Genomic DNA, 22,901 nt, shown 5'->3' with positions numbered 1-22,901 from the left:
TCCAGATGTTGTTTGATGAGTCACCCGTGTAACCACGGTGTGATGCAAGTATTAGTGTTTTATCTGGAAGTATAAAGTGGGGTAAATTGATATTATAATTCCATTTAAATTAATAATAGGTTGAGGGAAGGGCCGCTCCGATGGATAAATTTGACACCCTGTTGCTCTTTACCCGGATTGTGGAACTGGAGAGTTTCAGTCAGGCCGCTGACCAGCTGGGGATCCCCAGAGCCACTGCAAGCAACGCGATAAAAGCGCTGGAAAATAATCTGGAGTGTCGATTGCTGGAACGCACGACCCGACATGTACGAACGTCTCTGGACGGCAGGGCTTTTTATGAACGCTGCGTGCATATCCTCTCAGAACTGGATGATGCCGAATCTTCTCTGCGTCATACCATCGTGCGGCCACGCGGTATTTTGCGCGTTGATCTGCATGGCGCTCACGCAACGCGGATTGTTTTGCCGAGAATTGACGAGTTTCATATTGAATACCCGGATATACAACTGGTTATCAGTAGCGGTGACCGGCTGGTTGACCTGGTTCGTGAAGGCGTCGATTGTGCTGTCCGTGCGGGTAAATTGCACGACTCGTCACTGGTCGCACGCCATTTAGCCACCATGCCGCAAGTCATATGTGCCAGTCCGACGTATTTGCAGCAGCATGGCAGACCTCTTTCACCAGACGATCTCATGTCGCACCAGTGTGTGAATTTTTTCTCTACCAGCAGGGGGACTAACTATCCAATTGAACTTCTTGTTAATGGTAAAAAGCAGGCTTATCAACCAAAGGGATGGTTGACGGTTAATGATGCGGAAAACTATGTTATTTGCGCACTTCGTGGCGGTGGGTTGGTACAGTTACCTCGCTACCATGTTGCGGATGCGCTGGAAGAAGGGCGTCTTGTCGAGGTGCTGAGTGAATGGCAAAGTCCGGGAATGTCACTTTCGGCACTCTATCCACAGCACAGGCAGCTGTCGCCCCGAGTGCGGGTATTCATCGACTGGCTGCGTTCTCTCTACAAAGAACATTTCCCCGAAGAGAAGCAATAACAACATGAAACCCCGGATATTGATTATTGTTTCCAGTGAAAGGATGGCATGACCGGTCCCCGGTACGCTCCCGGTAGGGAGGAGAACCAAACCGTTCCGTAAGAAAATCCATGAAGGCGCGGACTTTTTTTGATGTCCGACGACCAGGGAGAAATCGCGCTGAGATTGCGCCATCCTCTCTCCAGATCGGCCAGGATCCGCCTCGCGTGTTCATAATAGATTTCCCCGGAATTGGTCAGGGTCAGCGACAATGTTGCAGGAGGTGAATCTATTCGCTGCAAAGGGGCGGGGGGGATAAAACATGCGGAAAATAATCACTCAAGCCACACGCCGTGTGGCTTGATATGAAGCATTGATGAGGCGTACTCACGGCGTCAACGGTGATGGTTGCGGATCAGCCGGGGAATTGGGCGTGACGAATCATATCCAGCACCTGCATATTCCGTAGGCTTTCCTCGGGCGATATCAGCCGTGCGGGCTGGTTTAGCACGGCGGCGGAAAAGTGATGGATTTCCGCCTGATAGCGATCCGATTGCGCGACGGAAAGCGCGCGTACTCCCTGAGCGGAATGCAGATATATTTCTCCCGCATCATCCAGAAAAGGCGTGTCGACACAGAGCAGGCCTTTGTCGCCGATGATTTCCGCATAGTTTCGCCCGAATGCGTTGAAACCGCAGTGAATATTGGCAATCAGTCCATCGTCATACTGCAACAGCGCCGATAAATTGGTATCCACGCCCTGCTGTATCTCACTCAGCACCTGGCAACGTTGCGGGAGACGCCCGGTGACCATCCCGAGAAAGTTGACCGGATAGCATCCCACATCATACAGGGCGCCACCGCCGAGTTCGGCTTGCATCTTGATGGTATTGGGACGATCCAGCAGGAAGCGGAAGGAGGCATTAATATGCCGCAATTCACCTAATTCCCCGCCGTCCAGCACCTCTTTTACCACCCGCATCCGGTCAGTGTAGCAGTACATAAAGGCTTCCATCAGAATACGGTTATGCTGGCTTGCGACCTGCTGCATGGCGGCCACTTCAGCGGCATCTAAGCCCAGCGGTTTCTCACATAACACGTGTTTACCCGCCTCCAGCGCCCGAATAACCCACTCTTTATGTAACGAATTAGGTAAGGGGATATAAACCGCCTGAATATCGCTATCTGCCAGCAGGTCGGCATAACTGGCATAGGTTCTCTCCCACTGATCCGTGGGTAATCCGTCAGAATTGCGCGAGGCAACTCCGAGTAGCCGGGCGTTTTCCGCTCGTTCGATGGCAGGAATAACGGATTGTCGGGCTATTCGGGCATAGCCCAGTACGCCCCAGGTGACGATATCAGACATCAGATTATCCTTATAAAATCAGGGTGATAATACGGTACCCGGCGCATGGTGCTCCCGGTATGTCTGACTGATTCTAAGGTTCTGCGGCCTGATAAGGTATGACAGCCTTCAATAATTTATCATATATATTTTGATATTTGTTATACAGCAATCATGGCGGGATGATCTTTCACCTCCGGATGCGCCCACAGAAATGCTATCTACCTGCTCCTGTTTGAAGTGATGCGCTTCATCTTTTGAAATGAACATTGAAGCAAAGCATTGTCAGGAAGAATAAGGCGTTATTGTCGGTTCCGTTTCTCTGCGGATATGTTCTCGCTGGCCGCTGTTTGCGTCAGGCATCTCAGCATGCACGCCGATGCGGTTTTTATTCGATGCCTTAATTTTTAGCCATTAATGAAATGCGATCGGCGCAGCGCTTTTTATGCAGATATTGCCATCGACGTACGACGCCTGGCATCTATGTAAAGGTCGCCCCGGTGATAAACAATTATGATCGGGGGGCTTTTGGAACAGGAGATAACGATGGCAATCCTTAATATTCTCGACTTTGGTGCAGATCCGCAGGCCCGGCAGCTGGCAACATCCGCTATCCAGCAAACTATTGATAGCGCCGGAACCGGCGACACGATCCTGATCCCTGCCGGACGCTTTCTCAGCGGAGCGCTGTTTCTGAAAAGCGATGTGACGTTCCATTTAGCCAAAGATGCGCTATTACTCGGCAGTCAGAATCTTGCCGATTACCCTCTGGTGACTACGCGGGTGGCCGGTATCGATATGCCCTGGCCGGCAGGTATCATCAATATTCATCGCTGCCAGAATGTCCAGATCAGCGGGACGGGGACTATTGATGGTCAGGGGGCCATCTGGTGGGAGGCTTTCTGGGGGCGCGACGGCCGCGGCGGCATGCTGCAAACATACGCGGCGCAGGGGCTACGTTGGGTGGTCGATTATGATTGTCAGCGCCCGCGCAATCTTGTGGTCTACGAGAGCGATACTATCCTGTTACAGGATTTCACCAGTCGCGAGTCAGGTTTCTGGAATCTGCACTTGTGCTATTCACGTCGTCTGCGCGTCCAGAACCTGACGATTGCTAATTCCGCGGGCCCCAGCACCGACGGAATTGACGTGGACTCATGCGAACAGGTCCTTATTGAAGGATGTACCGTCTCCTGCAATGATGACAATATCTGCGTGAAGGCAGGGCGGGGAAAAGCGGCCGCGCTGAAGGGACGAGCGTCGCGGGATGTGGTGATTCGCCATTGCACGCTGCTACGCGGTTCCGGAATTACCCTCGGCAGCGAAACCTCCGGCGGCATTGAACGCATTACCATCGAACAGAACCGCTTTCGCGGTACCGGCGTCGGGTTTCGCATTAAATCGGCGCGCAATCGCGGTGGGTTTATTCGTGACATTACGGTCCGCCATCTCGACCTGTTGGATGTCGCCTTTCCGCTGATGATCCAACTGAACTGGTTCCCACTTTATAGCTACGGTGCGCGGGACGATCTTACCGATGCCCCGGCCCACTGGCGCGATCTGGCTGAAGGCGTCGATGGCGAGGCCGGTTTAACGCGGGTCTCCGCCATTGAGATTAGCGATATTTCAGCCCGCCGCGGGCAGCAGGAGGGCTTTTCCCGTGCGTTCTTTATTGAAGGTTATCCGGAGCAGGCGATTGACGGCCTGACCTTAAGCGCCATTGATATCGACGCGACAGAATTTGGCAAAATAGCCGGGGTGAAGAGGCTGCGGTTTGATCAGGTCACGGTGAATGCGCCGACCCTCACTCAGACAGAAAATGACACGTATGAGCGTTAGAAGGTGAACCGCCCAGACAGGGCTCGTTGGGTGGCAGCGACTTAGCCATGCGTCACCGCCCTGGCCGCGAGGAGTGATTTACCGGCGGGTAAATGAAAAGTACGAGCTGTTCTTAAAATATGGCGGTGAGGGGGGGATTGACTCGCTTTGCTCGCCCTGCGGGCAGCCTGTTCGCTACGCTCTCAGTCTGTCCAGCTGGCTGCGCCAGCTGTCGAACCCCGGTCGGGGATTCTCATCCCCCCTGGTGGTGCAACATGCAAAAAAAAAGCCCGCATTTTCATGCGAGCTCTTCTTTAAATATGGCGGTGAGGGGGGGATTGACTCGCTTTGCTCGCCCTGCGGGCAGCCTGTTCGCTACGCTCTCAGTCTGTCCAGCTGGCTGCGCCAGCTGTCGACCCCCGGTCGGGGATTCTCATCCCACCTGGTGGTGCAACATGCAAAAAAAAAGCCCGCATTTTCATGCGAGCTCTTCTTTAAATATGGCGGTGAGGGGGGGATTCGAACCCCCGATACGTTGCCGTATACACACTTTCCAGGCGTGCTCCTTCAGCCACTCGGACACCTCACCATATTGTCGCCCCCGTTGTTGCCGGGAACGGGCGCTAATTTAGGGAAATACGTATCTCTCGTCAATCAACTTTTTCAAAAAACAGCGTATTTAGACAAACTTCGCGCAACTTGCTTTTTTAATGCGCGACAATCGTTTTTTTTGTCGCCACCCGCTTTTTATTCGATAGAAAAATGAAATTTGCTATGCTGGCAATCCAATAGAAAACAATAAGTAAAATACGGCGCCAGGGTCAACCTGCAACCCGCGCCCGCGATCAGGAGCCATGATGGACATAATCTTTTATCACCCGACATTTGATACCGCTTACTGGATTGCCGAGCTGGAAAAGCAGCTGCCGGGGGCGTGCGTACGTGAATGGAAGTCCGGCGATACTCAGCATGCGGACTATGCGCTGGTCTGGCATCCGCCGGTGGAAATGCTGCAGGGGCGGGACTTAAAAGCCGTTTTTGCTCTCGGCGCTGGCGTCGATTCTATTCTGAGTAAACTCCGTGAACACCCGGAAATGCTGCCGATGTCGATTCCACTCTTTCGCCTCGAAGACACCGGAATGGGTCAGCAGATGCAAGAGTATGCGGTGAGTCAGGTGCTGCACTGGTTCCGTCGCTTCGACGATTACCAGGCATTAAAACAGCAGGCCCGCTGGCAGCCGCTGGAGGACTATCGTCGCGAAGAGTTTACCATCGGGATAATGGGCGCGGGCGTGCTCGGTTCGAAAGTGGCGGAAGCGCTGCAGGTATGGGGGTTTCCACTGCGGAGCTGGAGCCGTAGTCGTAAATCCTGGCCTCAGGTACAAAGCTTTGCCGGTCAGGAGGAGCTGGGCGACTTCCTTGGCGCTACGCGGGTGCTGATCAACCTGCTGCCGAACACGGCGGAAACCGTCGGCATTATTAACCAGAGACTGTTGGCGCAGCTTCCGGATAACAGCTATGTTCTCAATCTGGCACGCGGCGTTCACGTGGTCGAAGCGGATCTGCTGGCGGCACTGAATAGCGGTAAGCTTAAAGGCGCGATGCTGGATGTCTTCAGCCGCGAGCCATTACCGGCGGAAAGCCCGCTGTGGGCGCATCCTCGGGTGGCGATGACGCCACATGTCGCTGCAGTCACGCGTCCGCAGGAAGCGATCGCCTATATTGCCGGCACCATTGGTCGGCTGGAGCGCGGGGAAGCGGTGAACGGGCAGGTCGACCGTCAGCGCGGCTACTAAGAGAAAACCCCGCTGTGGCGGGGTTTTGCTAATCATGCGTCCTGATTCCTGCTATTCTTGCCACAAACAGAGAAGGAGATTGTGATGTATCCTGTTGACCTGCATATGCATACCGTCGCCAGTACCCACGCCTACAGTACCCTGCACGATTATATTGCTGAAGCAAAGCGTAAGGGGATCAAACTTTTCGCCATTACCGACCATGGTCCGGATATGGCCGATGCTCCGCACTACTGGCATTTCGTCAATATGCGCATTTGGCCGCGGATGGTCGACGGCGTTGGTATTTTACGCGGTATTGAAGCCAACATAAAAAATACCCAGGGCGAAATTGACTGCACCGGGCCGATGCTGACCTCACTGGACCTGTTTATTGCGGGCTTCCATGAGCCGGTTTTCCCGCCGCAGGATAAAGCCACCCATACTGAAGCGATGATCGCCACGATGGCGAGCGGCGCGGTACATATTATTAGCCATCCGGGTAATCCGAAATACCCCGTCGATATTCCGGCGATAGCCGCCGCAGCGGCAAAATACCAGGTGGCGCTGGAAATCAACAACTCATCCTTCGTCTCGTCACGTGTGGGCAGCGAAGATAACTGCCGGGCGATTGCCGCCGCCGTGCGCGATGCCGGAGGTTGGGTCGCGCTGGGATCGGATTCGCATACCGCATTTACGCTCGGCGAGTTCAAAGAGTGTCGTAAGATCCTCGATGATGTGCACTTCCCCGAAGAGCGGATCCTTAACGTGTCCCCGCGTCGGCTGTTGAATTTCCTTGAGTCTCGCGGGATGCCGGCGATCCCTGAATTTGCCGATCTTTAATATGAATAACTGGAAAAATTGAATGAACGAGTTTTCAATCCTCTGCCGCGTGCTGGGCTCTTTGTACTACCGTCAGCCGCAGGATCCGCTGCTGGTCCCGCTGTTTACCCTGATCCGTGAAGGGAAGTTGGCGGCGAGCTGGCCGCTGGAGCAGGATGAGCTGCTGGAACGTCTGCAAAAAAGCTGCGACGTGCAACCGCTGGCCGCCGATTACAATGCGCTGTTTGTCGGTGAAGAGTGCAGCGTTCCTCCTTATCGTAGCTCGTGGGTTGAAGGGGCAAGCGAAGCTGAAGTTCGCGGTTTCTTCAGCGAGCACGGGATCCCGACCGGAGAAGGTCCGGCCGACCACATTGGGTCACTGCTGCTGGCCGCCTCCTGGCTTGAAGATCATCCTACGGAAGAGGAAAGCGAAACGCTGGAAACGCTGTTTGCTGACTACATTCTGCCGTGGTGCGGGGTTTTCCTCGGCAAAGTCGAGGCGCATGCCGGTACCCCTTTCTGGCGGACGATGGCACCTCTGACGCGGGAAGCGCTCTCCGCCATGTGGGATGAACTGCAGGAAGAAGCGGAAGAATAAACGTGATTTTGGTCACGTTTTTGTTGCAATGAAAAGTATGATCTTGCATATAACGTGCTTCAGATCTCATTTGGCGGGCGCGTATCTGCTATGATACGCGCCATGAACATACTCCTCGCAATCGCAATAACGACAGGCATTCTCTCCGGAATCTGGGGATGGGTGGCGGTCGCGCTTGGCCTGTTGAGCTGGGCAGGCTTTCTGGGCTGCACGGCCTATTTCGCTTGCCCGCAGGGCGGGCTAAAAGGGTTGCTGATCTCAACTTGTACGGTAATGAGCGGTGTGGTGTGGGCGCTGGTTATTATTTACGGCAGCGCGCTGGCGCCGCATCTTGAAATCCTCGGCTATATGATGACCGGGGGCGTGGCGTTCCTGATGTGTATTCAGGCTCGCCAGCTGCTGCTCTCCTTTGTCCCAGGCACTTTTATTGGCGCCTGCGCCACGTTTGCCGGCGACGGTAACTGGCGGCTGGTCGTACCTTCGCTGGCACTAGGGCTGGTGTTTGGTTACGCGATGAAAAATTGCGGGCTATGGCTGGCCGCGCGTGCGCGGAAAAACAAATCCCCATTAGTGAACGAAACGCCCGACCAGGCATAAGCTGATTTCGCCCGCATAATAAACAGGACCTCAGGTCCTGTTTTTCTTTCTGCCTGTACTGTTCTGGCTGTTCAGACCGGTGGCCCGTCGGCCCGACTCATGGGGGAGCCCCGCGACGAAACCGCAACGTCAAGAGATATTAACCCGCAACATAGCCTTGCTATCCTCCGGACAGGTTATAACCAGCCGCAGCTTCCCGGACTTTCGTCGGGCGGGCTATCGTGCCATATTACCCACTATGCTTTATGTAAAGACGTTTGCCGACAGGAGGCGAAATGACTGTTAAACCTGAGGTTATTCTCGGCGACATCACTACGCTTGACGTCGATGTTATCGTCAATGCCGCCAATCCCTCGCTGCTTGGCGGCGGGGGCGTGGACGGCGCAATCCATCGTGCAGCCGGGCCGGAGCTCCTTGCCGCTTGTCAGGTCGTCCGGCAACAACAAGGCGAGTGCCCTCCTGGTCATGCGGTGATTACTACCGCGGGTCAGCTGCCGGCTAGCGCGGTGATCCATGCCGTCGGGCCCGTCTGGCAGGGCGGCGGTCATCAGGAGGCTGAACTGCTTGCTGATGCGTATCGAAACAGCCTGCAGCTGGCGTCGGCGAACAGCTACCGCTCGATTGCCTTCCCGGCCATCAGTACCGGGGTATATGGATATCCTAAGCAGGCGGCGGCGGAAATCGCCGTGCAGACGGTCAGCGCCATTCTGACGCGTTACAACCCTCTGGAGCGCGTCTGCTTTGTCTGTTTCGATGAGGAGACCGCGGATATTTATCGGCGCTTGCTTGAGCCCCGCCGCGGTGCGTGAAAATGGGCGTACCCCGACCACCCGCCGCCTGACATCAGCAGGCGAGCGGGCGGGCGATCAGCCTGCGGACACTTGAGTCTTAGCCGCTTTCGGCTGGAATTTCCCCGAAAAGAGAAAGCGTAACAGGGGGATGCGCAGATGGATTTCATACAGCACCAGCGCAATACCGACCACGAAGACTAAGCCAGCAATAAACCCCAGCGCATTGGATTTGATCGCTGGCGCCAGCCATGCGCCATAAAGCAGGGTAAGCGGGTGGTGCACCAGATAAATGAACAGTGAAGCATTAACAAAATAGGTCACCCGCGCCGACTGAAAGTTCAGCAGACGGTGGCCGAGAGAAAAGACCACGTTCACCATCCACAGACCCAGTACCATGGTAATGACCGACTCGGTTTCATACATCCAGCCATCACCGGAACCATATTGCTGATTCAGGCGATAGGCGATAAAGCCTAGCAGCGCGCCGACGAAGCACCATGGCGACGGGGTGGTAAACATCGTTTTTAAGCGCGGATTGATAAATACCTGGGCGCCAAGAATGAAGAAGGGCAGGTAAAACAGAGTCTGCATTACGATGAAATTAAACAGGCCGTTGCTGAGCAAGGGGGCATAAAGGACAAACAGCGAGCGGCGGATCACCGCGTAAAGCACGCCGAGCGCCAGAAAAATCATCGATAGCTGACCTAATGTGACGGTGTCACCAAAGGTTGACGCCTTGCCTGAGCGGCGGCCGGTCAGCCACCGAAACAGCACGACGCCCAGAGACGTCAGCACCACCAGCACCAGTAAAAACCACAGGTGAGAAACCAGTTCCCACGCCAGAGTATTGAATTTGTCGTAACCCGAGAGGGTGTGCCAGTTTTCGGCCTTGCCGTTAACGTACTGCAGCATGATGAACTGCGGCAGCGTCAGCAGAGGGATGGCGGTCAACATAGGAATGCCGACACGCTCAACGCGCACTTTCCACCACTTCTTCAGCGGATAACGTAAAAAAAGCATGTAGGAAAAGTAGCCAGAAATGACAAAGAAGACCTGCATGCGAAAAGCATGGATAAAATCGTTAAACAGCGTCAGCCACCAGGAGGGCTCGAGGCTATTCACATGCCAGCTGTGGCTGGAATAGATCAGTGATATATGAAAAGGGATCCCCAGTAGCATCAGCCAGGCGCGGATGCTATCGAAGAAATATTCACGTTGTACTGGCGTATTATTCATACAATATCACTACATTCTCGGACAATTCGTCTTATCACTCAACGTGATAACGTTTAAATTCTCAACAACCCTACATCAACTCTGGATACCTGTCTCCAGGATAAGTACGTAAAGTACCAATGTGACAGTTAACTGCCTATTACCTGCGCCGCTAAGGTGAACAAAGCAGGGATTATGTTGTCGGATTGCCTGAATTACCATTAAAATAGATCGGATCGATTTAAGCACACAAAGGGGGAAGTGCTTACTTATATGAAACTTAAACCACAGATGATGAAAATGCGCTGGTTAAGCGCAGCCGTAATGTTGTCCCTGTGTACTTCATCTGCATGGGCGTTTAGCATTGATGACGTTGCAAAACAGGCCAAAGCGTTAGCCGGGAAAGGCTATGAAGCGCCGAAGAGCAACCTGCCCTCCGCTTTCCGCGACATGAAATACGCGGACTACCAGCAAATCCAGTTTAATCACGATAAGGCTTACTGGAACAATCAGAAAACCCCATTCAAACTAGAGTTTTATCATCAGGGCATGTACTTCGACACGCCGGTCACCATTAACGAAGTGACGGCAAGCAGCGTGCGTAAGATTAAATATAATCCGGATTACTTTAATTTTGGCAGCGTCCAGCATGATAAAGATACGGTGAAAGACCTGGGCTTCGCCGGTTTCAAAGTACTGTACCCGATCAACAGCAAAGATAAGAACGACGAAATCGTCAGCATGCTCGGCGCCAGCTACTTCCGTGTTCTGGGCCAGGGCCAGGTGTACGGGCTTTCCGCGCGCGGCCTGGCTATCGATACCGCGCTGCCTTCCGGCGAAGAATTCCCTCGTTTTCGTGAGTTCTGGATTGAGCATCCAAAAGCCACGGACAAGCGTTTGACTATTTATGCACTGCTTGACTCCCCACGTGCGACCGGCGCCTATCGTTTTGTGATTATGCCGGGCCGCGATACCGTCGTTGATGTGCAGTCTAAAGTGTACCTGCGTGACAAAGTCGGCAAGCTAGGCGTTGCGCCGCTGACCAGCATGTTCCTGTTCGGGCCGAATCAACCCTCTCCGGCGACCAACTATCGTCCGGCGCTGCATGATTCTAACGGCCTGTCGATTCTTGCCGGTAACGGCGAGTGGATCTGGCGTCCGCTGAACAATCCGAAACATCTGGCCGTCAGCAGCTATGCGATGGAAAATCCGCAGGGCTTTGGCCTGCTGCAGCGCGGCCGTCAGTTCTCGCGCTTTGAGGACCTCGACGACCGTTACGATCTGCGCCCGAGCGCCTGGATCACTCCGAAGGGCGACTGGGGTAAAGGGAAAATCGAACTGGTTGAAATCCCGACCAATGACGAAACCAACGATAACATCGTGACTTACTGGACGCCGGATCAGCTGCCGGAACCGGGTAAGGAGATGAACTTCAAATACTCGATTACCTTCAGCCGCGATGAAGACAAACTGCACGCGCCGGATAACGCCTATGTGATGCAGACCCGCCGTTCTACCGGTGATGTGAAGCAGTCGAACCTGATTCGTCAGCCGGATGGCACCATTGCCTTTATCGTTGACTTCACCGGCGCTGAAATGAAAAAAATGCCGTCAGATACGCCGGTAACGGCGCAGGCGAGCATCGGTGATAACGCAGAAATTGTTGAGAATACCGTGCGTTATAACCCGGTCACTAAGGGCTGGCGTATGGTTCTGCGTGTGAAGGTGAAAGATCCGAAGAAAACCACGGAAATGCGCGCTGCGCTGGTCAATGCTGACCAGACGCTGAGTGAAACCTGGAGCTATCAGCTGCCTGCCAATGAATAAGATAACCAAGTACATTGACGCGTTGCCGCTGTCTGAGGCTGAAAAAGCCGCGCTGCCTGATACCAGCCTGCAGGCCGTACATGAAGCGCTGGACGCCGATCATCATGCTTTTGTTCGTGAAGACGATTCCCCACTGGGTTCCGTGAAATCCCGACTGGAACATAGCTGGCCAGACTCCCTGGCCGGTAACCAGCTGATAAAAGATGATGAAGGGCGTACTCAGCTCAACGCAATGCCGAAAGCAAAACGCTCCTCAATGTTCCCGGACCCGTGGCGCACCAACCCGGTTGGGCGTTTCTGGGATCGGTTACGCGGACGTGATGTCACCCCGCGCTATCTTTCTCGCCTGACCAAAGAAGAGCAGGAGAGCGAGCAGAAGTGGCGTACCGTCGGGACCATCCGTCGCTACATCCTGCTGCTGCTGACGCTGGCGCAGACCGTTGTCGCAACCTGGTACATGAAAACCATCCTGCCGTATCAGGGATGGGCGCTCATCAACCCGGCTGACATGGTCGGGCAGAATCTGTGGATTTCCTTCATGCAGCTGCTGCCGTATATGCTGCAAACCGGGATCCTGATCCTTTTCGCGGTCCTTTTCTGTTGGGTTTCGGCCGGTTTCTGGACCGCGCTGATGGGCTTCCTGCAGCTGCTGATGGGGCGCGATAAATACAGTATTTCCGCCTCAACCGTCGGCGATGAACCGCTTAACCCGCAACACCGTACGGCGCTGATCATGCCGATCTGCAACGAAGACGTCGATCGCGTATTCGCTGGCCTGCGTGCCACCTGGGAGTCGGTGAAGGCGACAGGGCAACAGCAGCACTTCGACGTGTATATCCTGAGTGACAGCTACAACCCGGATATCTGCGTTGCCGAGCAGAAAGCGTGGATGGAGCTGATTGCGGAAGTGCAGGGCGAGGGGCAGATTTTCTATCGTCGTCGTCGTCGTCGCGTGAAGCGTAAGAGTGGTAACATCGATGACTTCTGCCGTCGCTGGGGCAGCCAGTATAGCTATATGGTGGTGCTGGATGCTGACTCGGTGATGACCGGTGAATGTCTGACCGGGCTGGTGCGTCTGATGGAAGCGAACCCGAATGCCGGGATCATCCAGTCCTCGCCGCGCGCCTCTGGTATGGATACCCTGTATGCCCGTTGCCAGCAGTTTGCGACCCGCGTTTACGGTCCGCTGTTCACCGCCGGCCTGCACTTCTGGCAGCTTGGCGAATCCCACTACTGGGGCCACAACGCCATTATTCGCGTGAAGCCGTTTATCGAGCACTGCGCGCTGGCGCCGCTGCCGGGAGAAGGTTCATTTGCCGGGTCGATTCTGTCGCACGACTTCGTGGAAGCGGCGCTGATGCGTCGTGCCGGCTGGGGGGTGTGGATAGCCTACGATCTGCCGGGCTCTTATGAAGAACTGCCGCCGAACCTGCTGGACGAACTGAAGCGTGACCGCCGCTGGTGCCACGGTAACCTGATGAACTTCCGTCTGTTCCTGGTCAAAGGCATGCACCCGGTGCACCGTGCGGTGTTCCTGACCGGCGTCATGTCCTACCTGTCGGCGCCGCTGTGGTTCATGTTCCTCGCCCTGTCGACCGCGCTACAGGTTGTACATGCGCTGACTGAGCCACAGTATTTCCTGCAGCCGCGGCAGCTGTTCCCGGTATGGCCGCAGTGGCGTCCGGAGCTGGCGATTGCGCTGTTCGCCTCGACAATGGTGCTGCTGTTCCTGCCGAAATTGCTGAGTATTATTCTGGTGTGGTGCAAAGGTTCAAAAGAGTACGGCGGCTTTATTCGCGTCACGCTCTCTTTGCTGCTGGAAGTCCTCTTCTCGGTACTGCTGGCGCCGGTGCGCATGCTGTTCCACACCGTGTTTGTGGTCAGCGCGTTCCTCGGTTGGGAAGTGGTGTGGAACTCTCCGCAGCGTGATGATGACTCCACTCCATGGGGTGAAGCCTTTATGCGCCATGGTTCGCAGCTGCTGCTGGGGCTGGTGTGGGCGGTCGGTATGGCGTGGCTGGATCTGCGTTTCCTGTTCTGGCTGGCGCCGATTGTCTTCTCGCTGATCCTGTCGCCGTTCGTGTCGGTGATTTCCAGTCGGGCTACCGTGGGTCTGCGCACCAAACGCTGGAAGCTGTTCCTGATCCCGGAAGAGTATTCCCCGCCGCAGGTGTTGAAGGATACCGATGCGTATCTGACCCTGAACCGTCAGCGTTCCCTTGACGATGGGTTTATGCACGCCGTGTTTAACCCGTCCTTCAACGCGCTGGCGACGGCAATGGCGACGGCACGTCACCGCCACGGTCAAATTCTGGATATCGCCCGCGAACGTCACGTTGAACAGGCGCTGAACGAAACGCCCGACAAACTCAATCGCGACCGTCGTCTGGTGCTGTTGAGCGACCCGGTCACCCTGTCACGTTTGCACTATCGAGTGTGGGCCGCGCCGGAGAAATACTCTTCGTGGGTGAGCGCCTATCAGCAGGTGACGCTCAACCCGCTGGCGTTGAAAACGAAATAAGCGGTATGTGAAGGAAAATACCGGCAATATTGCCGGTATTTTTTTATCTGAGAATTGAGGTAGCAGATGAGAATTTTACTGGTTATCGCCATGGCGCTGCTGCTCAGCGGCTGCGGCAGTATTATTAGCCGCACGGTGCCGGGGCAGGGGCATGGGAATCAGTATTACCCCGGCGTGCAGTGGGATGTGCGCGATTCGTCATGGCGATACATCACCATTCTCGATCTGCCTTTTTCGCTGGTGTTCGATACGTTGCTGTTGCCGCTTGATGCCAGCCACGGTCCGTATAACTAATCAGCGTTCATCCCACTCATCGGCGGCAGTCTGACCCTCTTCGGTATCCAGAGAGGGTTCCAGCTGAAATTCTCCTTCGTCCCACTCATGCAGCGTATTCTCTTCCAGCCACTCCTGACGCAGCTCTATCTCGTCATAATCACCGTCAAAAACGCTTTGTGCCGCTTCGCCGCTTAACATCGGCAGGCATTCGCCTTCTTCATCTTCGTCGGCAAAAAATTCGGCCTGCCAGGCGATATCGCCATCCTGCAGAACGTACTTTTGGATATTCAACTGCTCAACGTTGGCACTCTCCTCGTCGCTATCCGGATTATTGACCAGGAACTCTTCGCGGGCCGCATCGATAGCTTCTTCGAGCGTGGCATAGAAAATCGAATCCTTTGGCATAGATAACCCCCTAAGAAGAATGAAAAATGGACACGATTCAATCTATAGAAGGCGGTGAGCGTTGCGTCAAGGAGAAGGCGCCGCTGTTGAACTTAATTTACCGAACGGCCGCCCGAGTCCGCGTTCTGCGCGCGTTCATCAGCGGAAGGGCGTCGCAAGCTAAGGGTGGAATAGATAACGTTGAACAGAACGACCGCCGCGGTGACAAAAAAGACCGCCCGGAAACCATAGCTGGCAGACACCGATGCGCCGATCAATGGGCCGGTGACGTTGCCGATATCGCGAAATGACTGGTTATAGCTAAAAATGCGCCCGGCCACCTGGCTGGTTGAGTTGTACACCAGCAGCGTCTGGACGGCCGGCAGCAGCGCGCCGTCGGCGGCACCCAGCAGAAAACGTAAAATAGCCAGCTGCAGCGGGGTCTGGACGAACGACATCGGAATCAGCAGCAGAACGGAGACCATCAGCGCGACGATAAGGATTTTTTCCGGCCCGATACGATCCCCGAGCTTACCGAGGCGCGGGGCGCTGATCAGCGCCGCCACGCCCGGGACTGAAGCAATCATTCCGCTGATAAAGGCGATATTCCCGACGTCTCCGGCCAGGTCTCGTACGTAGAGGGTCAGAATCGGGGCGATTGAGCCGGTGGCGACCTGAATAATCATCGTGGTGACAAACAGACTCAAGACCAGCTTTGGGCTTTTCAGGGACGAAAAGACATCCCGGGCATTAAGCATCTCTTTCTTCGCGACCGGGACGAACTGCTCGCGGATGAAAAACAGCGTCAGAATAAAACAGACGAGCAGGACGCTGGCGGTGAGAAAGAAGACGGTGCGCAGTCCCCAGTGGTCGGCAAGAAAGCCGCCCGCCAGCGGGCCAAGGAGCGCGCCGCTCACGGCTCCGGTGGAGAGCGTGCCCAGCGCCCAGCCGCTCTTCTGGCGAGGAATCTGGGTGGCGATCAGGGCATTCGCATTGGGAATAAACCCCCCCAACAGCCCCAGCAAGGCCCGTAGTATCAGAAACTGCCAGATGTTTTGCGCCAGCCCCATCAACATCATGACGATAGCCATCCCCAGCGCGGAGCGCAGCAGCATAATTTTGCGCCCTTTGCGATCGGCCAGACTGCCCCAGAAAGGAGAGGCAACGGCGGAGAACAAGAAGGTAATGCTGAATACCAGTCCTGACCACATATTCAGGGCGCTGTGGCCCGTCACGCCAAGCTGCTCGACGTAAAGCGGGAGAAAGGGCATGACCAGGCTAAAGGCGGCGCCGGTCAAAAAACAGCCGAGCCAGGTGACGGTGAGATTTCGTTTCCAGTTAATCGGACTATCTGCAGACGACATAGGCTTCCATGGGCCTGCGATGCAGGACAAAAAAAGAAAAGGTGAGCCTGCTAATTATGCGCCTGAGTAACGATCATCGCAATGGTGGAGAGCGCTTAAAGCTAAAGCGGAAAGGTGCCTCCGGCCAGCATCGGGCTGCCGGAGGAAGCACACTTAATAGCGCGAAGGTACGCCGGGCGGGCGGGTCTTAAAGCGGCGGTGCAGCCACATATATTGCTCCGGCGCCATCAGGATGCATTTCTCGACGATGCGGTTCATCCAGGCAGCGGTCGTTTCCGCATCATCAAGCGGCGGATTGCACTCCGGCGGCAGAATAATCAGCTCATAACCTTTACCGTCGGGTTTACGTCGCGGAACGAACGGAACAATGCAGGCTTTCGACATCTTTGCCAGCATCCAGGTCCCCGACGTCGTTGCCGCCTGGTCGACGGCAAAGAGCGGCACGAATACGCTGGCGGCCGGGCCGTAGTCGTGGTCCGGCGCATACCAGATCACTTCGCCTTTTTTCAGCGCGCGAATCATCCCTTTCAGATCTTTACGGTCGATCATATCTTTATTCGAACGCAGCCGACCCCAGGTTTGCAGCCAGTCAATGACCGGGTTGTCATTCGGACGGTAGACGCCGATGCCGGGTTCGTTGATGCCAAACATCCGCGCCCCCATTTCCAGCGTCAGGAAGTGGATGCCGATCAGCAGAATGCCGCGCTGTTGCGCCTGAACTTCCCGGATATGCTCGACGCCGATGGAGTCGGTCCAGCGCGCAATACGCCGGGTCGGCCAGAACCAGGCCATCCCGGTCTCCATTAAACCCATTCCCACCGATTCGAAGTTTTGCACCACCATCTGATGGCGCTCATCTTCGCTTTTGTCCGGGAAGCAAAGTTCCAGGTTACGGTAAGCGATTTTGGCGCGGCGTTTCATAAAGCGCATTGCCAGGCGGCCAATCGCATTGCCAAGGCGGTAAATCAGCGGATAGGGAAGCTGAACAACCAGCCACAGCAGGCCAATACCTAGCCAAAGCAGCCAGTAACGCGGATGCAGCAGCGCCGCGGAAAATTTAGGTAAATGGGTCATCTCATACCTGTTTAAATAAGCAACTCATTCTATTATCGCATTTTTTCATGCTTCAGCCAAAACGGCGGTCCCAGGTGGCATTTATTGTTAAACGTGAACCAACGGGAGTGAAATGAATGTAGCGCAAAATGTGGGGATGTAAATTAACGTCGTTTGCTATATGATGCCGGCCGTTTATTTACCTCATTTCCTATGTCGAGCAGGTACACCATGCCAGTGTTACATAACCGCATTTCAAATGAGACGTTAAAAGCGCAGATGTTAGCTGAGAGCGAACCGCGTACAACGATCTCGTTTTATAAATATTTCACCATCGTGGATCCAAAAGCCACGCGCGATGCATTGTGGATTGCCCTGACCAAATTAAACGTGTTTGGTCGTATCTATCTGGCCCACGAAGGGATCAATGCACAAATCAGCGTGCCAGAAAGTCAGGTCGACGCGCTACGCGAGTTTCTCTACGCCTTCGACCCGGCGCTGGATGGCCTGCGGATGAACATTGCGCTGGACGACGACGGAAAATCCTTCTGGGTGCTACGCCTGAAAGTCCGCGATCGTATCGTAGCGGATGGGATCGATGATCCGACGTTTGATGCCTCAGACGTTGGTGATTATCTGAAGGCGGCTGAAGTGAATGCGATGCTGGACGATCCCGATGCGGTGTTTATCGATATGCGTAACCACTACGAATATGAAGTGGGTCATTTTGAGCAGGCGCTGGAAATCCCGGCGGACACGTTCCGCGATCAGCTGCCGAAAGCGGTCGAGATGATGCAGGAACATAAAGATAAAAAAATCGTTATGTACTGCACCGGCGGTATTCGTTGTGAAAAAGCCAGCGCCTGGATGAAGCACAACGGCTTTAGTAAGGTCTGGCACATTGAGGGCGGGATTATTGAATATGCCCGTCGTGCGCGCGAACAGGGGCTGCCGGTACGCTTTATCGGTAAGAACTTTGTCTTTGACGAGCGGATGGGGGAGCGGATTTCCGACGACGTGATTGCCCACTGCCATCAGTGCGGCACCCCGTGTGATAGCCATACTAACTGCCTGAATGACGGCTGCCATCTGCTGTTTATCCAGTGCCCGAGCTGCGCCGAGAAGTTTGCCGGCTGCTGTAGCGAGGCGTGCATGGAAGAGCATAAGCTGCCGGAAGAGGAGCAGCGTCAGCTGCGCGCCGGACGAGAAAACGGCAATAAGATCTTCAACAAATCTCGCGGCCGCCTGAACACGAAGCTGGGGATCCCGGACCCTGAGACCTCAGAAAAACCATAACCAGATAAGATCAACGATCGCCAGCAGCAGCCACAGTGCGAGATAAATCATAAAGTGCTCGCGGACGTTGTTGACCAGTAAATCGTACAGGCGACGCATAAACTCTCTCTGTGATGAACGGCCTCCTCTGAGGCCGTTTTTTATTGCGCAAATCAGGACCGCGCGCAGCGGCCAACTATCGCTGAAAGCGTGCCAGCGAGAACGGGGTCAGGTCGAAGGCTGGCGTCTCCCCCAGGGCAAACTGCGTGGCAATTTCTCCCAGCACCGGGGCGAATTTGAAACCATGGCCGCTTAATCCGCTAATCAGCAACGTATCAGGATGCCCGGGAAGGGTGTCGATAATAAAGTCTTCATCCGCCGTATTATCGTAGGTACAGGAGGCGCCATGCAGGCAGCCGCCGATACCGGGCAGAACGTTACGCAGGAAGCTGAACGACTCGGAGCCGTCGGTGGCCACCGCGCCAAACGGCGTGCGTTCTTCCGGCGCGGAGATCAGCTGCCCGCCGTTGTGCTTACCGATCTTCAGTTCATTGTCTTCCGCCGGGAAACCATAGAACTGATCGCCGTTCGGCAGCTCACCGGTAAATGCCGGGAAGTGGTTTTTAGTGCTGTAACGTCCATCAGCCTGGAACCAGGCGAAGATTTTGCGCACCGGCTGGACTGGCAGGTCGGGCAGCAGACGCGTTACCCACGTACCGGCGCTGACCAGCAGTTTCTTGCCGCTGTAGCTGCCATCGGCGGTGTCGATTGTCACGCCATCCGGGTGATGGTGTATGGCGGTAACCGGGCAATTAAACAGCTGAGCGCAGCCCGCCTCGCGCGCGAGACGTATCCAGGTTTCGATGGCCAGCTCGCTGCGTAAAACCCCTGATGCCGGTTCGAATAGGCCACGATAATCTTCCGGTACGCGAATCTCAGGCCAGCGGGCCATGATAGCTGGGGCATCCATCTCTTCAACATCCAGCTGAAACTGTCGGGCGCTGTGCGCAACGTTGCTGAGAAACGTCGAGTTTGCCGGGCCGAGGTTAATCACCCCGGTACGTTCGAAGACGGCCTCGCCGCTGAGGGTAGCAAGCTCATCCCACAGCGTCTGCGCACGCAGCACCAGCGGGACATATCTCTCTCCTTCACCGTAGGCGTGACGGATAAGGCGCGTATTGCCGTGATGGCTGCCTTCCTGATGCGGAGGCGTGTGCGCGTCGGTCATCAGCACGTTGAGTCCAGCCCGGCGGGCATAATAGCCGGCAGCGGCGCCAGTGGAGCCGCTGCCGATAATGATGAGGTCGTATTGCATGGTCTGTTCCGGTTTTTTGCTTTATTAGCAGGGTAATTAACAACCTGCATATATACAAGCCCGAAAATAAAGCAGGCACCCGCAGGTGCCTGTTGAGTTAGCATATATCGATCGCGGCATAATCATTAATGCCTGCGGTACTCGTTTGCCTGGTATTCACCTGATTCTATCTTCGCAATACCTGCTTCCAGGATAGAAATAAATTGACGTGCGACTTCCGTCGTTAGCCATAGCGTCTGGCCAATTTCAGCTTCGTTACTGCTTTCTTGAGTGGGGTTTTGGTAGTGCAGGCGCAACATCATTGCATCGTAGCTATCAACGGTGCTGATGTCCCATCCGACGAGGGGATGGGTCTGGATGACTTCATTATTCTTTTCCATCATAACCCCTTATTCATATGTTAAAAGACAACAATTCTCGAGGTTTAATGCATATTTTTTGAAGCAAGTTAATTATATCAGGTGTTAAGAATAAACTCGAGAAATTAAATTAAACAGGGCGAACTTTCATCTGTTTGGTGCTTTTTTGCACAAACTTAGTGCCGCGCATCGTTATTTTTAAAGGAAATAATGAGGAGAAAGAAGAAAAGTCTGAGACTGACACGGGGATAAAAAAGCCGGGGCGACCCGGCAAAAAAAAGCACAATGAGGGAGCAAATTAAATTTGCTGTACCCGACGCGATGTTCCGGCGGTTTTTGCTTCAGACTGGCCTGCTCTGTTTGTTCAGAGTCAGCGCCACTCTGCTGCGGTATGCCGCCAGAGAGGCGTCAGGATACGTCATGGTCAAACCAGTCATCAGCGCTTTCCCAGGTTTCTTGCAGGATTTCGCTTATCCGGTCTTTATCTTCTTTCAGGCCGCCAATGACGGACAAATTGTTACTGGCGGCAAAGCGTACGGTTACCTGGCTTGGATAAGCCGGGAACTGCTGTTCAATGCGTCGGGAGAGTTCGTTATTTAGCGCTTCTAAGGCGCCGTTCGGTAAGGCTGTGGATTTGGCGATAGACACTTCGATGCGCATAATTGCCCCCTGTGTAATATACTGTTTATTTATACAGTATCTGATTTACCTTTACAACAAGGGGCAGTGCTTTTATTTCTTCATCGTCCAGCGCAGGGTTTCACCGGCAAGGAAAGGCACCAGGGTATCGTCCGGTAGGGCGATGCTGTCAACGACGGTGCTCTCTTCGCGCACCAGCTCAACAAAGGTGTCATTCACCGGCAGGCCGTAGAAGCGCGGGCCGTTGAGTGAACAAAACGCTTCGAGGTGCTGCAGGGCATTCATCTCTTCAAATACAGTCGCATAGCTGCTCAGCGCGGTCGGCGCGTTAAAGCAACCGGCGCATCCGCAGCTGGCCTCTTTACGATGGCGGGCGTGCGGAGCGGAGTCGGTTCCCAGAAACGCGCGGCTAAAGCCGCTGGCAACCAGCTCACGCAGCGCCTGCTGGTGGATATTACGCTTCAGAATCGGCAAACAGTAAAGATGGGGGCGCACGCCGCCAACCAGCATGTGATTACGGTTAAACATCAGGTGCTGAGGAGTAATGGTCGCGGCCAGCAGTTCGTTACCGTCGCGTACGTATTCGGCGGCATCCTTCGTGGTGATATGTTCGAATACCACTTTCAGGCCAGGTAAACGCTGACGCAACGGCTCCATTACCGTTTCGATAAAGCGCGCTTCGCGATCGAAGATGTCAATCTCGGCGTGGGTGACTTCACCGTGAACCAGCAGCGGCATGCCCAGTTTTTCCATGCACTCCAGCACCGGCATGATGGCATCGATGCTGGTGACGCCGTGGCTGGAGTTAGTGGTGGCATTGGCCGGGTAGAGTTTTGCCGCCGTGAATACGCCAGCGTGGAATCCACGCTCCAGCTCTGCCGGGTCGAGCGTATCGGTCAGGTAGCAGGTCATCAACGGCGTAAAATCGTGCCCGGCGGGAACGGCGTCGAGGATACGCTGGCGATAAGCTATCGCCGCTTCAACGGTGGTGACAGGCGGCACCAGATTCGGCATCACGATCGCCCGGCCATAAAACTCACTGGTGTAAGGCACGACGGTCTTCAGCATATCGTCATCGCGCAGATGGATATGCCAGTCGTCAGGGCGGCGGATTTTCAATACCTGGGATTGTGCTGTCATGGAAAGCTCCGGCTAATAGGGTCAGTCATCAGGGCTGTTTTTGCCGGGCACTAAGGATAAGCGTAAACGTTTTCCTTTGCATCAATTTCCGTAAAAAAACGGGCGCCGCAGCGCCCGTCGTATTAATTGGTGAACGGGATGATAATTTCGCCCGGTTTCACCTCGATGCCTTTCGCGTATTTTTTCGCCAGCGCTTCGCCGGTGCTGGCGTCTTCGCGCAGGACGTAGGCCGGCTGCTGGTTAAAATAGCTACGCAGAGACTGATTCAGGTAGGGAATCAGGGTCTGCACGACGGATTGCAGCTTCTCAGGTGACACTTTCGCCTCTACGACCTCCATCTCCTGCAGGAAGATCGCGCCTTTCTCTTTATTAAAGACCGGCAGCGCCTTGAGCTTCAGATCGATGGTGGCTTTCTGGTTGCCGAATAACGAGTTCAGATCCAGGTTGGCAATGCCGCTCAGCGTCACTTTATTCGGCTCTTCACGGCCAATCGCGCTGGTCAGATCGTGTAACTCAATATGTGCATCCGCCACGCCCGGCAGGCCGATATCTTTGGCGAAATGGTTACGTTTCTGCAGCGCCTGGTTAATTTCCTGCTCGCTAACTGAATACTGCGTAAGCTGGTTACAGCCGCTCAGAAGGCCGCTGACAATGAGCGCGGCCACGATAAACATCTTTTTCATTAGATTCCTTAACGGTCATGCCAGGACTTATCCTGACATAAAGCAGTATGGCCTGCCAGCATTCGACGCACTA

The 22,901-nt window shown here is 54.8% G+C and carries 22 protein-coding genes, 1 tRNA gene and 1 other RNA gene; 11 read left to right on the top strand and 13 right to left on the bottom strand.

Annotated elements, in window-relative coordinates; translation table 11 throughout:
- The first annotated feature begins 140 nt into the window (after positions 1-140).
- A complete protein-coding gene (locus tag AC007G_RS21835) occupies positions 141-1,052 on the top strand; it encodes a LysR family transcriptional regulator (protein ID WP_032688393.1) in 912 nt (303 codons plus the stop codon).
- A 394-nt stretch (positions 1,053-1,446) separates the two neighbouring features.
- Here the strand turns inward: AC007G_RS21835 and AC007G_RS21830 are convergent, their stop codons facing one another.
- Complete coding sequence (locus tag AC007G_RS21830; protein WP_142630380.1) at positions 1,447-2,397, bottom strand: Gfo/Idh/MocA family protein; 951 nt, start codon at positions 2,395-2,397, stop codon at positions 1,447-1,449.
- 525 nt (positions 2,398-2,922) lie between these two features.
- On the opposite strand from AC007G_RS21830, the gene AC007G_RS21825 reads away from it, so the two are divergent.
- Positions 2,923-4,215, top strand: coding sequence for a glycoside hydrolase family 28 protein (locus tag AC007G_RS21825; protein ID WP_085397146.1), 1,293 nt, complete (start codon positions 2,923-2,925; stop codon positions 4,213-4,215).
- 120 nt (positions 4,216-4,335) lie between these two features.
- Here AC007G_RS21825 and AC007G_RS21820 read toward each other — a convergent pair.
- Both AC007G_RS21820 and AC007G_RS21815 read right to left on the bottom strand, forming a co-directional pair.
- Positions 4,336-4,471: non-coding RNA, RtT sRNA (locus AC007G_RS21820), on the bottom strand.
- A gap of 224 nt (positions 4,472-4,695) precedes the next feature.
- Positions 4,696-4,783: transfer RNA gene (locus tag AC007G_RS21815), tRNA-Ser, on the bottom strand.
- A gap of 268 nt (positions 4,784-5,051) precedes the next feature.
- Here AC007G_RS21815 and ghrA point away from each other — a divergent pair.
- The 5 genes from ghrA (at position 5,052) to ymdB (ending at position 8,795) form a co-directional block, all read left to right on the top strand.
- Entirely contained in the window at positions 5,052-5,990 is a 939-nt protein-coding gene (gene ghrA / locus AC007G_RS21810; RefSeq protein WP_112150006.1) for a glyoxylate/hydroxypyruvate reductase GhrA, read from the top strand.
- Between the two features lie 84 nt (positions 5,991-6,074).
- On the top strand, positions 6,075-6,812 hold the full coding sequence (locus tag AC007G_RS21805) for a phosphatase (RefSeq protein WP_032688389.1): 738 nt from the start codon (positions 6,075-6,077) through the stop codon (positions 6,810-6,812).
- 22 nt (positions 6,813-6,834) lie between these two features.
- Positions 6,835-7,389 (top strand): TorD/DmsD family molecular chaperone, encoded by a 555-nt coding sequence (locus AC007G_RS21800; protein WP_142630378.1) that lies wholly within the window; start codon positions 6,835-6,837, stop codon positions 7,387-7,389.
- A 102-nt stretch (positions 7,390-7,491) separates the two neighbouring features.
- A complete protein-coding gene (locus AC007G_RS21795; protein ID WP_094898267.1) occupies positions 7,492-7,986 on the top strand; it encodes a DUF1097 domain-containing protein in 495 nt (164 codons plus the stop codon).
- 275 nt (positions 7,987-8,261) lie between these two features.
- Positions 8,262-8,795 carry an O-acetyl-ADP-ribose deacetylase gene (gene ymdB / locus AC007G_RS21790; RefSeq protein WP_142630376.1) on the top strand — a complete coding sequence of 178 codons (534 nt, stop codon included), beginning with the start codon at positions 8,262-8,264 and terminating at the stop codon, positions 8,793-8,795.
- 57 nt (positions 8,796-8,852) lie between these two features.
- On the opposite strand, the gene mdoC is transcribed toward ymdB, so the two are convergent.
- Positions 8,853-10,013: a glucans biosynthesis protein MdoC gene (gene mdoC, locus AC007G_RS21785; RefSeq protein ID WP_032688385.1), complete on the bottom strand. Its 1,161-nt coding sequence runs from the start codon at positions 10,011-10,013 to the stop codon at positions 8,853-8,855.
- A gap of 252 nt (positions 10,014-10,265) precedes the next feature.
- Here mdoC and mdoG point away from each other — a divergent pair, with 252 nt between their 5' ends.
- The 3 genes from mdoG (at position 10,266) to AC007G_RS21770 (ending at position 14,634) form a co-directional block, all read left to right on the top strand.
- Positions 10,266-11,819: a glucans biosynthesis protein MdoG gene (gene mdoG / locus AC007G_RS21780; RefSeq protein ID WP_004860475.1), complete on the top strand. Its 1,554-nt coding sequence runs from the start codon at positions 10,266-10,268 to the stop codon at positions 11,817-11,819.
- A complete protein-coding gene (mdoH, locus tag AC007G_RS21775; RefSeq protein ID WP_032695729.1) occupies positions 11,812-14,340 on the top strand; it encodes a glucans biosynthesis glucosyltransferase MdoH in 2,529 nt (842 codons plus the stop codon). Before mdoG ends, mdoH begins: the two co-directional genes overlap by 8 nt.
- Before the next feature lie 66 nt (positions 14,341-14,406).
- Positions 14,407-14,634, top strand: a complete 228-nt coding sequence (locus tag AC007G_RS21770) for a YceK/YidQ family lipoprotein (RefSeq protein ID WP_004860481.1) — start codon at positions 14,407-14,409, stop codon at positions 14,632-14,634.
- On the opposite strand, the gene AC007G_RS21765 is transcribed toward AC007G_RS21770, so the two are convergent.
- The 3 genes from AC007G_RS21765 to AC007G_RS21755 form a co-directional block, all read right to left on the bottom strand.
- Positions 14,635-15,021 carry a MysB family protein gene (locus tag AC007G_RS21765; protein WP_004860482.1) on the bottom strand — a complete coding sequence of 129 codons (387 nt, stop codon included), beginning with the start codon at positions 15,019-15,021 and terminating at the stop codon, positions 14,635-14,637.
- A gap of 92 nt (positions 15,022-15,113) precedes the next feature.
- Positions 15,114-16,364 carry a multidrug efflux MFS transporter MdtG gene (gene mdtG / locus AC007G_RS21760; RefSeq protein ID WP_049267672.1) on the bottom strand — a complete coding sequence of 417 codons (1,251 nt, stop codon included), beginning with the start codon at positions 16,362-16,364 and terminating at the stop codon, positions 15,114-15,116.
- A 153-nt stretch (positions 16,365-16,517) separates the two neighbouring features.
- Positions 16,518-17,438 carry a Kdo(2)-lipid IV(A) acyltransferase gene (locus AC007G_RS21755; RefSeq protein ID WP_032695732.1) on the bottom strand — a complete coding sequence of 307 codons (921 nt, stop codon included), beginning with the start codon at positions 17,436-17,438 and terminating at the stop codon, positions 16,518-16,520.
- 210 nt (positions 17,439-17,648) lie between these two features.
- Between AC007G_RS21755 and trhO the strand changes: the two genes are divergently transcribed.
- Positions 17,649-18,713: an oxygen-dependent tRNA uridine(34) hydroxylase TrhO gene (gene trhO / locus AC007G_RS21750; RefSeq protein WP_004860488.1), complete on the top strand. Its 1,065-nt coding sequence runs from the start codon at positions 17,649-17,651 to the stop codon at positions 18,711-18,713.
- On the opposite strand, the gene AC007G_RS21745 is transcribed toward trhO, so the two are convergent.
- The 6 genes from AC007G_RS21745 to AC007G_RS21720 form a co-directional block, all read right to left on the bottom strand.
- The gene (locus AC007G_RS21745; RefSeq protein WP_004860490.1) at positions 18,699-18,812 is read right to left on the bottom strand and encodes a YceO family protein; all 114 of its coding nucleotides are present in this window, start codon (positions 18,810-18,812) and stop codon (positions 18,699-18,701) included. The two genes, trhO and AC007G_RS21745, sit on opposite strands and share 15 nt — an antisense overlap.
- Before the next feature lie 76 nt (positions 18,813-18,888).
- Positions 18,889-20,007 carry an N-methyl-L-tryptophan oxidase gene (gene solA, locus AC007G_RS21740; RefSeq protein WP_032700310.1) on the bottom strand — a complete coding sequence of 373 codons (1,119 nt, stop codon included), beginning with the start codon at positions 20,005-20,007 and terminating at the stop codon, positions 18,889-18,891.
- A gap of 125 nt (positions 20,008-20,132) precedes the next feature.
- On the bottom strand, positions 20,133-20,387 hold the full coding sequence (bssS, locus tag AC007G_RS21735; RefSeq protein WP_004860493.1) for a biofilm formation regulator BssS: 255 nt from the start codon (positions 20,385-20,387) through the stop codon (positions 20,133-20,135).
- 387 nt (positions 20,388-20,774) lie between these two features.
- On the bottom strand, positions 20,775-21,026 hold the full coding sequence (gene dinI, locus AC007G_RS21730; RefSeq protein WP_032688380.1) for a DNA damage-inducible protein I: 252 nt from the start codon (positions 21,024-21,026) through the stop codon (positions 20,775-20,777).
- Between the two features lie 72 nt (positions 21,027-21,098).
- A complete protein-coding gene (gene pyrC, locus AC007G_RS21725) occupies positions 21,099-22,145 on the bottom strand; it encodes a dihydroorotase (RefSeq protein ID WP_142630374.1) in 1,047 nt (348 codons plus the stop codon).
- A gap of 122 nt (positions 22,146-22,267) precedes the next feature.
- Positions 22,268-22,828 (bottom strand): lipoprotein, encoded by a 561-nt coding sequence (locus tag AC007G_RS21720; protein WP_032688378.1) that lies wholly within the window; start codon positions 22,826-22,828, stop codon positions 22,268-22,270.
- Positions 22,829-22,901: the final 73 nt, after the last annotated feature.

The sequence above is a fragment of the Klebsiella sp. CSG-1 genome (assembly GCF_056521145.1).
The sequence above is the reverse complement of the archived record's forward strand: the minus strand, read 5'-3'. Positions and strand labels throughout refer to the sequence as shown.